12 protein-coding genes are annotated in these 12529 nt (G+C 65.9%); 8 read left to right on the forward strand and 4 right to left on the reverse strand.

Going from position 1 to position 12529, the window contains the following annotated elements:
* Positions 1–4: 4 nt before the first annotated feature.
* The 4 genes from G6N68_RS26220 to G6N68_RS26235 are packed head-to-tail and all read left to right on the forward strand — an operon-like array spanning position 5 to position 4117.
* Positions 5–655 (forward strand): DUF4129 domain-containing protein, encoded by a 651-nt coding sequence (locus G6N68_RS26220; protein WP_163719123.1) that lies wholly within the window; start codon positions 5–7, stop codon positions 653–655.
* A complete protein-coding gene (locus G6N68_RS26225) occupies positions 637–1791 on the forward strand; it encodes a DUF4350 domain-containing protein (protein WP_276068314.1) in 1155 nt (384 codons plus the stop codon). Before G6N68_RS26220 ends, G6N68_RS26225 begins: the two co-directional genes overlap by 19 nt.
* Positions 1788–2795, forward strand: a complete 1008-nt coding sequence (locus G6N68_RS26230; RefSeq protein ID WP_163719125.1) for an AAA family ATPase — start codon at positions 1788–1790, stop codon at positions 2793–2795. Before G6N68_RS26225 ends, G6N68_RS26230 begins: the two co-directional genes overlap by 4 nt.
* Complete coding sequence (locus tag G6N68_RS26235; RefSeq protein ID WP_163719126.1) at positions 2795–4117, forward strand: DUF58 domain-containing protein; 1323 nt, start codon at positions 2795–2797, stop codon at positions 4115–4117. Before G6N68_RS26230 ends, G6N68_RS26235 begins: the two co-directional genes overlap by 1 nt.
* Positions 4118–4123: 6 nt before the next feature.
* Here the strand turns inward: G6N68_RS26235 and G6N68_RS26240 are convergent, their stop codons facing one another.
* Positions 4124–5116: a stage II sporulation protein M gene (locus G6N68_RS26240; RefSeq protein WP_163719127.1), complete on the reverse strand. Its 993-nt coding sequence runs from the start codon at positions 5114–5116 to the stop codon at positions 4124–4126.
* A gap of 57 nt (positions 5117–5173) precedes the next feature.
* Between G6N68_RS26240 and G6N68_RS26245 the strand changes: the two genes are divergently transcribed.
* The gene (locus tag G6N68_RS26245; RefSeq protein ID WP_163719128.1) at positions 5174–6151 is read left to right on the forward strand and encodes an RDD family protein; all 978 of its coding nucleotides are present in this window, start codon (positions 5174–5176) and stop codon (positions 6149–6151) included.
* Between the two features lie 3 nt (positions 6152–6154).
* Here G6N68_RS26245 and G6N68_RS26250 read toward each other — a convergent pair whose 3' ends face one another.
* Positions 6155–6577: a hypothetical protein gene (locus G6N68_RS26250; RefSeq protein WP_240355910.1), complete on the reverse strand. Its 423-nt coding sequence runs from the start codon at positions 6575–6577 to the stop codon at positions 6155–6157.
* Between the two features lie 118 nt (positions 6578–6695).
* Here G6N68_RS26250 and G6N68_RS26255 point away from each other — a divergent pair, with 118 nt between their 5' ends.
* Positions 6696–7406, forward strand: coding sequence for a PadR family transcriptional regulator (locus tag G6N68_RS26255; protein WP_163719129.1), 711 nt, complete (start codon positions 6696–6698; stop codon positions 7404–7406).
* Positions 7407–7481: 75 nt separating this feature from the next.
* Here the strand turns inward: G6N68_RS26255 and glpK are convergent, their stop codons facing one another.
* Positions 7482–9047: a glycerol kinase GlpK gene (gene glpK, locus G6N68_RS26260; RefSeq protein ID WP_163719130.1), complete on the reverse strand. Its 1566-nt coding sequence runs from the start codon at positions 9045–9047 to the stop codon at positions 7482–7484.
* Positions 9048–9111: 64 nt separating this feature from the next.
* On the opposite strand from glpK, the gene G6N68_RS26265 reads away from it, so the two are divergent.
* Both G6N68_RS26265 and G6N68_RS26270 read left to right on the forward strand, forming a co-directional pair.
* Positions 9112–10581, forward strand: a complete 1470-nt coding sequence (locus G6N68_RS26265) for a glutamate-cysteine ligase family protein (protein WP_163719131.1) — start codon at positions 9112–9114, stop codon at positions 10579–10581.
* Positions 10582–10608: 27 nt separating this feature from the next.
* Positions 10609–11307 (forward strand): class I SAM-dependent methyltransferase, encoded by a 699-nt coding sequence (locus G6N68_RS26270; RefSeq protein ID WP_163719132.1) that lies wholly within the window; start codon positions 10609–10611, stop codon positions 11305–11307.
* Positions 11308–11572: 265 nt separating this feature from the next.
* On the opposite strand, the gene G6N68_RS31200 is transcribed toward G6N68_RS26270, so the two are convergent.
* On the reverse strand, positions 11573–11908 hold the full coding sequence (locus G6N68_RS31200) for a hypothetical protein (RefSeq protein WP_240355912.1): 336 nt from the start codon (positions 11906–11908) through the stop codon (positions 11573–11575).
* Positions 11909–12529: the final 621 nt, after the last annotated feature.

Consider the following 12529-nt stretch of genomic DNA (forward strand, 5'->3'; position numbering starts at 1 on the left):
GACAATGCCTGCCATCGATATCGATCGCGATGCCGCGCACGACGCCGCGCAGCGCGAGCTGAACAAACCGATCTACCCGAAGGACTCGCTGCCGAACCGGATCAACGACTGGATCGCCGAACTGCTCTACAAACTGCTGGAGAAGAGTTCCGAGATACCCGGCGGATACTTCACCGCGACCGTGTTGATCATCATCCTGGCGATCGGCATAGCCGTCGCCGTACAAACCGCACGCCGCACCCTGCAAACCAACCGGGGCGGCGATGCGCGGCTCTTCGACGTCGGCGAGCTAACGGCCGCCCAGCATCGCGCCACAGCGGAAGGCTATGCCGCCGAAGGCAATTGGGCTGCTGCCATCCGGCACCGGCTGCGCGCGGTGGCTCGGCAATTGGAAGAGACCGGCGTGCTCAACCCGGCACCGGGCCGCACCGCCAACGAGCTGGCCATCGACGCCGGCGAGGCCTTACCACATTTGAGAGGCGAATTGTCCCAGGCGGCAACGGCGTTCAACGACGTCACCTACGGTGAACGGCCCGGAACCCAGGCCGCATACCAGTTGATCGCCGACCTCGATGACCACCTGCGGTCGCGTTCCACCGCCTCGTCGGCAGTGGAACCACCGGCCGCATTCGATTCCTGGGCGCAGGTCCGGTGACCTCCGCACGTACCGACTCCGAAGCGGCAACCAAGCGGCGGCCGTGGCGGTCAGTTCTGCTGCTACTGACCGTCATTGCCATCGTCGCGGCGGTAACCACCTACCTGACGGCGCCACGGCCCGGCGGCACCATGGACCCCGAGGCCACCGGTGCTTCGGGCGCCCATGCACTGGTGACGCTGTTGCGCGAGCGCGGCGTCGAGGTCGTCGTCGCCAATACCGTCGCCGACGTCGAGCGCGCGGCACGCGCCGACTCGCTGCTGCTGATGGCGCAGACACAATACCTGAGGGACAACTCGCTGCTGGAGCGGCTAGCGCGTACCCCCGGTGACCGGCTACTGGTCGAGCCCACATCACGCACCCGGGCGGTGCTGACCCCTCGGTTGCGCTCCGGGGCCGCCAAGGAATTCAGCAGTCAGCCCGATTGCCCGCTGCGCGAAGCGAACCGGGCCGGCACGGTTCGCTTCGGCCCGAGCGACGCCTATCAACCCAAGGGCGGCCTGCAGGTAATCAGTTGCTACGGCGGAATATTGGTCCGCTTTTACGACGACGAGGGACGCTCGGTCACGGTGGTCGGTACCAACGACTTCATGACGAACGGGGGCCTGCTGCCGGAGGGCAATGCGGCGCTCGCCATGAACCTCGCGGGGGCGCGCCAGCGCCTCATCTGGTTCGCACCCAGCCGCGTCGAGGGCGAAAACGCCGCTCCCTCGTCGATTTCCGATCTGATCCCGGAGAACGTGACCTGGATGGTCTGGCAGTTATGGCTGGTCGTCCTTCTGGTGGCGCTCTGGAAGGGCCGCCGGATGGGCCCGCTGGTGGCCGAGGAACTTCCCGTCGTCGTCCGCGCATCGGAGACCGTCGAGGGCCGCGGCCGGCTATACCGCTCCCGCCGCGCCCGCGACCGCGCCGCCGAAGCCCTACGAACCGCGACGCTGCAGCGCCTGGTGCCCCGGCTTGGCTCGGGCTCTACCTCCGACCCGGCAGCGGTGGTCCTGACAGTTGCTCGACGCACCGGCGCCGACCCGGAATTCATTCGGTATCACTTGTTTGGACCCCCGCCAACGACCGATCAGGATCTACTTCACCTCGCCCGTGCGCTCGACGACATCGAAAGGCAGGTCACCCACTCGTGACGCATTCCGGTTATGGGTCCTCGCCCAGCCCGCAAGCCCCGCCCACCCAGTCCCCCGCCGCAGAGTCGGCCCGGGAGGCGCTGCTGGGCCTGCGCGCCGAGATCGCCAAGGCCGTCGTCGGACAGGACGGCGTGATCAGTGGCCTGGTGATCGCGCTGCTGTGCCGGGGCCACGTGCTCTTGGAAGGTGTTCCGGGAGTGGCCAAGACGCTGATGATCAGGGCGTTGGCCGCCGCCTTGCAGCTGGAGTTCAAGCGGGTGCAGTTCACTCCCGACCTGATGCCCGGCGACGTCACCGGCTCGCTGGTCTACGACACCCACACCGCGGAGTTCGAGTTCCGGCCCGGACCGGTGTTCACCAACCTCCTGCTGGCGGATGAAATCAACCGCACCCCACCCAAGACCCAGGCCGCGTTGCTCGAAGCGATGGAGGAGCGCCAGGTCACCGTCGAAGGCAAGGCCAAGCCCCTCCCCGACCCGTTCATCGTCGCCGCGACGCAGAACCCGATCGAGTACGAGGGCACCTACCAGTTGCCCGAGGCGCAGCTCGACCGCTTCCTGCTCAAACTCAACGTGACGCTGCCCGCGCGCGACGCCGAGATCGCCATCCTCAGCCGGCACGCTCACGGCTTCGACCCCCGCGACCTGTCCGCGATCAAACCCGTGGCCGGCCCATCCGACCTGGTCGCCGCCCGTGAGGCGGTGGCCCAGGTACTGGTCGCCGACGAGGTGCTGGGCTACATCGTCGACATCGTCGGCGCCACCCGCTCCTCGCCCTCGCTGCAACTGGGTGTCTCACCCCGTGGTGCGACGGCGCTGCTGGGTACCGCTCGGTCGTGGGCGTGGCTGTCCGGGCGCAACTACGTCACTCCCGACGACGTCAAGGCCATGGCCCGGCCGACGCTGCGACACCGGATCATGCTGCGCCCGGAAGCCGAGCTCGAAGGCGCCACCCCTGACGGCGTCCTGGACGGAATCCTGGCCTCGGTCCCGGTGCCCCGCTAGTGGTTCTCACCGGACGGACCGGACTACTGGCGCTGATCTGCGTCCTGCCGATCGCGCTATCCCCCTGGCCTGCGAAGGCTTTTGGTCTGCTGCTGGCCGTCTTGGTGGCACTGGTCGTCGTCGACGTGGTGCTGGCGGCCAGCCCGCGCAAGCTGCGTTTCACCCGCTCACCGGACAGTTCGGCCAGGTTGGGTCAGCCCGCGCATTCCGACCTGGTAGTTCACAACGACGGCCGGCGCCGATTCCGCGGCCAGGTGCGCGACGCGTGGCCGCCTAGTGCGCGCGCCCAGCCGCGGGTTCATCGGCTCAGCATCGCGGCCGGTCAGCGCGAACAGGTCCGCACCGACTTGGCGCCGGTCCGCCGCGGCGACCAGCGCGCCGCGGCCGTCACCGCCCGTTCGGTGGGCCCGTTGGGGTTGGCCGGACGGCAGAAATCGCAGCAGGTGCCGGGGCAGGTTCGGGTGCTGCCACCGTTCTTGTCCCGCAAGCACCTGCCGTCCCGGTTGGCCAAGCTGCGGGAAATAGACGGGCTGCTGCCCACGCTCATCCGCGGACAGGGCACCGAATTCGATTCCCTGCGCGAGTACGTCGTCGGCGACGACGTCCGGTCGATCGACTGGCGGGCGACGGCTCGGCGCTCCGATGTGATGGTCCGCACCTGGCGCCCTGAACGTGACCGGAGGGTCGTGATCGTGCTCGACACCGGCCGGATGGGAGCGGGGCGCGTGGGTGTCGACCCGACCTCGGCCGATCCCGCGGGATGGCCGCGACTGGACTGGTTCATGGACGCCGCGCTCCTGCTGGCCGCGCTGGCATCGCGCGCTGGTGACCATGTCGACTTCCTCGCCCACGACCGGGTAAGCCGAGCCGCCGTGTTCGGCGCGTCACGCACCGAACTTCTCGCGCAACTGGTCGAAGCGATGGCTCCATTGCAACCGGCGCTCGTCGAATCCGACTGGCGGGCAATGATTGCCACCATCCTGCGCCGCACCCGTCGGCGCTCGTTGGTGGTGCTGCTGACCGACCTCAACGCGACGGCCCTCGACGAGGGCTTGCTGCCGGTGTTGCCGCAGTTGTCGGCCAAACACCACGTGTTGCTGGCTGCGGTCGCCGACCCACGCGTGGACGAACTGGCCGTCGGGCGTTCCGACGCGGCTGCGGTCTATGACGCGGCCGCGGCCGAGCGAGCCCGCAACGACCGGCGCGCGATCGCCTCGCGCCTGCGCCGCGGCGGGGTGGAGGTCGTCGACGCCCCGCCCACCGAAATCGCGCCCGGCCTTGCCGACCGATACCTGGCGATGAAAGCGACCGGCCGGCTCTAGTCCGGCTCAGCGGGTCGGGACGACGTCGGGCGCGTCGTCGATATCGCCGGTCTCCCCGGCCTTTATGGCCTTACGCCCGAAATGCACGATGTACCAGAGGAACGCCGCCTCGGCGAGGATGCCGATGGCTATGCGGACAAACGTCGGAAACGGCGCGGGGGTCACCAGCGCTTCGATCAGCCCGGAGACCAACAACACGACAATCAGTCCCACGGCGACCGACACCACGCCACGACCGTGCTCGGCGAGGACCTGGCCCCGCGGCCGGTCACCCGGCGATATCACCGACCAACCCAACCGCATCCCCACCGCGGCGGCTAGGAACACCGCAGTCAGTTCCAGCAATCCGTGCGGAATGAGCAGTCCCAGCAACAAGCCGCCCTTGCCCGCGTGGAACATCAGCCCGCCGATCACGCCCACATTGGCCGCATTTTGATACAGCACGAACGGAATTGGCAGCCCCAGCAGTACGGACAAGGCAATGCATTTCGCCGCCAACCAGGAGTTGTTCACCCACACCTGCAGGGCGAACGCCGCCGCTGGATGCTCGCTGTAATACGACTCGACGTCGTGATTGACCAACTCGTCGATGTCGGCCGGCGTTCCGATGAGCGACTGCACCTCGGGGCTACCAGCCACCCAAAACCCCATCGCCACGGCGACCGCGAAAAACGCCACCGCCGTCGCCAGCCACCACCGCCAGGCACGGTAGGCGACCACCGGAAACGAGACCGTCCAGAACCGGATGAAGGTACTGGACAACGGAGCATGGGCGCCGGTGACCGCCGAGCGGGCGCGGGCAACCAGGCTGGAGAGCCGTCCGATCACCAACGCGTCCGTCGACACCGACCGCAGCATCGACAGGTGCGTGGACACCCGCTGGTAGAGCTCGACAAGCTCGTCGACCTCGGCTCCCGTCAGCGAACGACGCCTCTTGATCAGATGGTCGAGCCGATCCCACGTGTGCCGGTGAGTCAGCAGGAACGCGTCGACGTCCACGTCGGCAGCCTACCCAAGCGCCCAGGTAGGCGCCCCAAAGCCTGTAGGTTCTCTGGTATGTCGGAGGTGGTAACCGGGGACGCTGTGGTGCTCGATGTCCAGATCGCACAGCTCCCGGTGCGCGCAATCAGCGCAATCATCGACCTCACCGTGATCTTCACCGCCTACTTCCTGGGACTGATCCTGTGGGCGGCCTCGATCAGACAGTTCGACGAGGCGCTGACGATCGCCTTCCTGATCATCTTCACGGTGCTGGCCATGGTCGGCTATCCGGTGGCCATGGAAATGGCGACGCGCGGCCGTTCGCTGGGCAAGATGGTGATGGGCCTGCGGGTGGTCTCCGACGACGGCGGCCCGGAACGCTTCCGGCAGGCGGTGTTTCGCGCACTGGCGTCGGTGATCGAGATCTGGATGCTGCTGGGTAGTCCCGCGGTGATCTGCAGCCTGTTGTCGCCGAAAGCCAAGCGGATCGGCGACATCTTCGCCGGCACCATCGTCGTCAGCGAACGGGCTCCGCGGCTGGCGCCTCCCCCGATGATGCCGCCGGCCCTGGCCTCGTGGGCGTCCTCGCTGCAGCTGTCGGGACTCACGGCCGCTCAGGCCGAGGTCGCGCGTCAATTTCTCGCCCGGGCAAACCAACTCGATCCCCGACTGCGCGACCAGATGGCCTACCGCATCGCCGCTGACGTGGTGTCCCACATCGCCCCGCCACCACCACCTGGCGTTCCCCCGCAGTACATCCTCGCGGCCGTTCTGGCCGAGCGACACCGGCGTGAATTGGCACGGCTGCGTCCAGTGGTGCCGCCGCCCCCGATACCCACGACAACGCCTGCGCCGTGGCCTCAGCAAGTACCGCCACAGGGCCAGCCGCAGTGGCCCCAGCAACCGTGGCCTCAGCCGGCGCCGCAGCAAGCCACGCCGTGGTCGCCCGCGGGTCCGCAGCCATATCCGTCGGCAGCCGAACCAACGGCGCAACCACCGACCGAGGCGCCGCAACCGGCTCCAAGTCAAGAGGGATTTGCCCCGCCCAGCTGAGTCCTACCGCGCGACGATAAGAGCCAAGGCGGCGACGTCGGCAATCAACAGCGCCCACCCGAACAACGGAACGGCAAAGCCGAACCGGCGCTTGGCCGTGAAGAGCGAGATGACGATGACGCAGAAGGCCACCAGCGGCGCACCGTAGAACAACACGCCGAAGTCGATCGCGTTGCCCAGATTGGCACAGGTGCGGTCGGTGCAGGCATCGGTGCTCATGACCGCGCCGAGCGCAAAGAGCATCACAATCGCCGCGCCCGGAACCGTCAGGATCGCCAGAACCCAGTTCACCCAGGAAGCGGTCTTGCGACCGCCCGTTCCCTGGCTGTGCGTCGGATCGGATTCCGAATCGGCTTCGAAGGTCGCCTGGTGGTTTTTACCCTTCATCACCTCAGGTGCTACCCGGCTCGGAATGAATGCAAACAAGCATGCCCCGCATAACGCGCCTTTGCACTACGTTAGTTCGCGATATATCGTGATACGTACTTGATATACCGGTGCGACCCCCCGAGCGCCGATCTTTCACGACCTAAGGAACAACGACATGAACAACCACTTCACCCCTCCCAGCGGGCCTTTTGGCCCCCAACCGGGTTTCGGGTTCGGCCCGGGTTTCATGCCACGCCGCGCTTTGCACGCAGCCAAGCGGCAGGCGAGACGCGAGCTTGTCGAGAATCTCCGCGACCATGCTGGTGGCGGGCCCTTCGGGTTCGATCCCGGAGGCCCCGGCCCGGGCTTCGGACCGGGTTTCGGGCCAGGTTTCGGCCCGGGCTTCGGCTTCACCCCGCGCGGCGGCTGGCGCCGCGGCGGCCCCGGTCGGGGCCGCCGGGGCGACGTAAGGGCCGCCATTCTCGTCCTGCTGACCGAACGGCCCATGCACGGCTACGAGATGATTCAGCAGATCGCCGAACGCAGCAACGGCCTATGGAAGCCGAGTCCCGGTTCGGTCTACCCGACGCTGCAGCTCCTGGACGACGAAGGCCTGGTCACCGCCACCGAAGCCGACGGCAGCAAGAAGCTGTTCCAGCTGACCGATGACGGTCGAGCTGCTGCGGAAAAGGTCGAGACCCCGCCGTGGCAGGCGATCGCCGAAGGCGTGGACCCTGGCCACGTCAACCTCGCAACCGCGGGGCGCCAACTCTTCGGCGCCGTCGCACAGTCGGCCCATGCCGCCTCCCCCGAGCAGCAGCAACGCATCGTCGACGTGCTCAACAACGCCCGCCGCGAGATCTACGGCATTCTCGGCGAGGCCTGAGCTCCCTGGCGCGAGCGCGCGCAAATGTACCGCCGCAACGGCGTGTCGGCGTACAACTGCGCGCGCTCGCGGAGGTTAGGAAACATCCACCCAGTCGAGGGTGCGCTGCACGGCCTTGCGCCAACCGGCGTATCCCGAGGCGCGCTGGTCGTCGTCCCAGGACGGTGTCCACCGCTTGTCCTCTTTCCAGTTGGCGCGCAGATCGGACGGGTCGGCCCAGAAGTCGACTGCCAGCCCCGCCGCGTACGCGGCGCCCAATGCCGTGGTCTCGGCGACCACCGGGCGCACCACGTCCACCCCCAGCACATCGGCCTGGATCTGCATGCATAGGTCGTTGGCGGTGATGCCGCCGTCGACTTTGAGCACCTCGAGACTCACCCCGGAGTCCGCCTTCATGGCGTCCACCACGTCGCGGCTCTGGTAGCAAATGGCCTCCAGCGTGGCGCGGGCGAGATGGGCGTTGGTGTTGAACCGCGACAGACCCACGATCGCGCCGCGCGCGTCGGATCGCCAATAGGGAGCGAACAACCCGGAGAACGCGGGCACGAAGTACACGCCGCCGTTGTCGGCGACCTGACGGGCCAACGATTCACTCTGGGCGGCGCCGCTGATGATGCCCAACTGGTCACGTAGCCACTGCACCGCCGAGCCGGTCACCGCGATCGAGCCCTCAAGGGCATACACGGGTTTGGCGCCCTCGAATTGATAGCAGACGGTGGTCAGCAAGCCGTTGTCGGAGCGCACGATGTTCTCGCCGGTGTTCAGCAGCAGGAAATTGCCAGTGCCGTAGGTGTTTTTCGCCTCCCCCGCGTCCAGGCACACCTGACCGACCATCGCGGCGTGCTGGTCGCCCAGGACTCCGGTGATCGGCACCTCGCCGCCGAAGGGCCCGGAGTCCGCGGTCGCTCCGTACGATTCGCGCGCCGAGGACGGCTCGATCGCGGGCAGCATCGCGCGCGGAATGTCGAAGAACGACAGCAGCTCGTCGTCCCAGTCCAGGGTCTCGAGGTCCATGAGCATGGTCCGGCTGGCGTTCGTCACATCCGTTACGTGAAGACCGCCGCGCGGACCACCGGTCAGGTTCCACAGCACCCAGGTATCGGCGGTGCCGAACAGTGCGTCACCGCTTTCTGCGTCCGCACGCACCCCGTCGACATTTTCCAAGATCCACTGGAGTTTTCCGCCCGAGAAGTATGTGGCCGGGGGCAGTCCAGCCCTGCGGCGGATCACATCGCCGCGCCCGTCGCGGTCCAAGGCCGAGGCGATCCGATCGGTGCGGGTGTCCTGCCAAACGATTGCGTTGTAATAGGGCCGCCCGGTCTTACGGTTCCACACCAACGTCGTCTCGCGTTGATTCGTAATACCCAGCGCCGCAATATCTTTCGTCGAAAGATTGGTGGTGTTCAGCACCGTGGTCAGCACCGAGGAGGTGCGTTCCCAGATTTCGACGGGGTTGTGCTCGACCCAGCCGGCGCGGGGCAGGATCTGATCGTGCTCGAGTTGGTGCCGAGCCACCTCGGCGCCCTCGTGATCGAAGATCATGCAGCGGGTGCTAGTGGTGCCCTGATCGATAGCGGCCACGAACTCTCCGGACTCGGCCAACTGCTCTCCTCGATAGTGAGATCGGACACGGCAAATCATCGTCCATGATGGTTTACCGCGCTCACACTTGCGTAGACGACGGTAAACCTGTTCCATCAGCTTTGTGGGCGAAGAGGTCAAGCGCACCACGTATAACCGCGCACATCGGCGGGAATACCGGCGCAAAGTGCGGTTGTGTCTAGACGTCTTCGAGACGATGCTGGCGCAGTCCCGTTTCGAATGCGACCGGCCGCTGACCGGCATGGAAATCGAATGCAACCTGGTTGACGGGGATTACCAACCCGCCATGTCGAACCGCGTCGTACTGGACGCCATCGCGGATCCGGCTTACCAGAACGAATTAGGCGCTTACAACATCGAATTCAATGTGCCGCCCCGGCCGCTGGCCGGACACACCGCACTGGACCTCGAGGAGGACGTGCGGGCCAGCCTGAATGTCGCCGAGACCAAAGCCAACTCCGGCGGCGCACACATCGTCATGATCGGCATCCTGCCCACGCTGATGCCCGAACACCTTTCCGACGGCTGGATGAGTGAGTCGACGCGGTACACCGCCCTCAACGATTCCATCTTCACCGCGCGCGGTGAGGACATCCCGATCAACATTTCCGGACCCGAGCCACTGAACTGGCAAGCGGCATCCATCGCGCCCGAATCCGCTTGCACCAGCATTCAATTGCATCTGCAAGTCGGCGCAGAGAACTTCGCCGCCAACTGGAACGCCGCCCAGGTGCTGGCCGGCGCGCAGTTGGCGCTGGGCGCGAACTCGCCGTATTTCTTCGGCCACGAACTATGGGCGGAAACGCGCATCGAACTCTTTGCGCAGTCCACCGATACCCGTCCAGAAGAATTGAAGACGCAGGGCGTGCGCCCGCGGGTGTGGTTCGGCGAACGCTGGATCACCTCGGTGCTGGACTTGTTCAAGGAGAACGTCCGTTACTTTCCGTCGCTGCTGCCGGAGGTGTCCGACGAGGATCCGCTGGCTGAGCTCGCGGCCGGCCGCACCCCGCACCTGTCCGAACTGCGCTTGCACAACGGCACCGTGTACCGGTGGAACCGGCCGGTTTACGACGTCGTCGACGGACAGCCGCATCTGCGGCTGGAGAATCGGGTGTTGCCGGCCGGTCCGACCGTGATCGACATGTTGGCGAATTCGGCTTTCTATTACGGCACGCTGCGCAGCCTGTCGGAGGCGGACCAGCCGCTGTGGACGCAGATGAGTTTCCCTGCGGCACATGCCAATTTCCTGGCCGCGGCCAGGCACGGCATCGATGCGCGGCTGCACTGGCCCGGTGTGGGCGAAGTGTCGGCCCCTGAACTGGTGTTGAAAACCCTGCTGCCGATGGCGCATGAGGGTCTACGACGTTGGGGCGTCGACGCCGAGGTTCGCGACCGGTTCCTGGGCGTCATCGAAGGCCGGGCCCGCGCCGGCCGCAACGGAGCGAGCTGGCAGGTGTCGACCGTGCACGCCTTGCAAAACGGCGGGATGGACCGGCCCGCGGCACTGACCGAGATGTTGCGCCGCTACTGCGAACACATGCACGCCAACGAACCCGTGCACACCTGGGACTAGGCCGAACGCGCGCGTAGGTTGGGATACGTGACTTCCGACGTAATGGACTGGGACAGTGTCTATAAGGAGCAAGGCCAATTCGTGGGTCCGCCGCCGTGGGATATCGGCGAGCCGCAACCTGAATTGTCGGCGTTGATCTCGGCCGGGAAAGTCCGCAGCGATGTTCTCGATGCCGGATGTGGTCTCGCCGAGTTGTCGTTGGCCCTGGCGGCCCAGGGCTACACCGTGCTGGGCGTCGATATCAGCCCCACGGCCGTGGCCGCGGCCACGAAGGCCGCTGCGGAACGGGGTTTGACCACGGCCAGCTTTGAGCAGGCCGACATCACCGAGTTCGCCGGACACGACGGCCGCTTCGCGACCGTGATTGACAGCACCCTGTTCCATTCGCTTCCGGTCGAGGGACGCGACGGCTACCTGCGTTCGGTACATCGTGCGGCCGCTCCGGGCGCCAACTACTACGTGTTGGTGTTCGCCAAGGGCGCCTTCCTGGCCGAAGCGGAAATCAAGCCCAATGAAGTAGACGAGGACGAATTGCGTGCGGCGGTTGGCCAGTACTGGGAGATCGACGAGATCCGTCCCGCTTTCATCCACGCCAACGTGCCGCAACAGATCCCCAATATGGAATCCGAATTTCCGCCACACGAACGCGACGAAAAAGGCCGCATGAAGCTGCCCGCCTACCTGCTGTCGGCGCATAAAGCCGGACGAGTCGCATCCACTACTTGACCGCGGTGATCGGCGCGAGACTTGTGCGACCTTCCGTAATGCCTCAAATCAACATGCCCGCGAAATCTGGTCCATGCCTCATGTAAAGATGCCCGCGAAACGGGGTGGATCAGCCGGCTTTGGTTCGGATGCCTTTGCCGATGTCGGGTAGGGCGGGCCAGGTAGAGTTGCTCTGTCTTTTCCTTGGCTAGCAGGAGAAGCCGGTTCTGCAGATGGGCGATCTCGCGGCCGATTTTGGCGGGGTTGAGGCTGTCGCGGTACACGGTCAGTTCGGCCTGTTGTGCTGGTGAAACAATGTCGGCGGCCAGGAGCCGGTCGAATGGGGTCTGCGGTGTGTCATACCGGCGCCGGCGCCGGCCGTCGCCGCTGGTGTATCCGATGGGTTGATTCTCGGGGTCAGGTAGTTGAGCCGGTCGTTGACCAGCGGCCAGAGCCGGTTGAGCACGGCTCGTTCTTCGCCAGTGTCGTGGCGGTAGTAGAACGCGTATTTGCGCACCAGGTGGTTGGTCTTGGATTCGACGGTGGCCTGGTCGTTCTTATTGTAGGGCCGCGACCGGGTGAAGAAGATCCATTTCCGCAGCCAACTTAATGACGGCCTCATTCAGGAACCAGTGCCGTTGCCGAAGTCCAAACCGGTTATCGCATAAGGTATCTCACGCAACCCGGCTTTCAGCCGGCCAGGATGTGGGCGTGGGCGTTGTTACGCACGGTGCGGGTGAAGGCCCAGCCGATATGTACATCGGTGAGGTTGAGGGTGCGCGCGAACTCGCCTTTCAGCGTCGGGCCGCAATGCGCGAGCGCATCGCCGTCGAAGCAGCCGGTTCGTCCTCGACCTCATCGCCCGCCTTACGGATCTTGACTGAATTCCGCAGCAGCGGTCAAGGTTTCGTCATCGATACACTTTCTGGCCCCTAGCCTTCGCCGGCGCCAGATAGCGATCAATCGGCGCGCTCATCTCCAACAGCTCGGTACGCGCACGGCCGGGCTATAGCGGTCACGACCAAATACCAGCTCGTTGTGACGCTGCAGGCCGTCGACTGCAGCCGCATCGAAGCAGCCAGATACTTCCCGCACTGCCCACCCGAGGCGGCCCAAACCCGTTGCAACACCTTGAGTGCGTCGTAGGAATACTTCATACCCCTAGCGGTCACCACGGGCATTCTTGTGTGAGGCACCCGAGGGTGTTTCGCGGGCACTTTTCGTGAGTCAAGCCGCCTTCCAA

Origin of the sequence: Mycobacterium bourgelatii, from assembly GCF_010723575.1 — a bacterium.
Lineage (GTDB): Bacteria > Actinomycetota > Actinomycetes > Mycobacteriales > Mycobacteriaceae > Mycobacterium > Mycobacterium bourgelatii.

Coding starts and splice junctions, on each gene's coding strand:
- G6N68_RS26220 (WP_163719123.1), top strand. CDS start 5: ATGCCTGCCATCGATATCGATCGCGATGCCGCGCACGACGCCGCGCAG.
- G6N68_RS26245 (WP_163719128.1), top strand. CDS start 5,174: ATGTCGGAGGTGGTAACCGGGGACGCTGTGGTGCTCGATGTCCAGATC.
- G6N68_RS26255 (WP_163719129.1), top strand. CDS start 6,696: ATGAACAACCACTTCACCCCTCCCAGCGGGCCTTTTGGCCCCCAACCG.
- glpK (WP_163719130.1), bottom strand. CDS start 9,047: ATGATTTGCCGTGTCCGATCTCACTATCGAGGAGAGCAGTTGGCCGAG.
- G6N68_RS31200 (WP_240355912.1), bottom strand. CDS start 11,908: ATGAGGCCGTCATTAAGTTGGCTGCGGAAATGGATCTTCTTCACCCGG.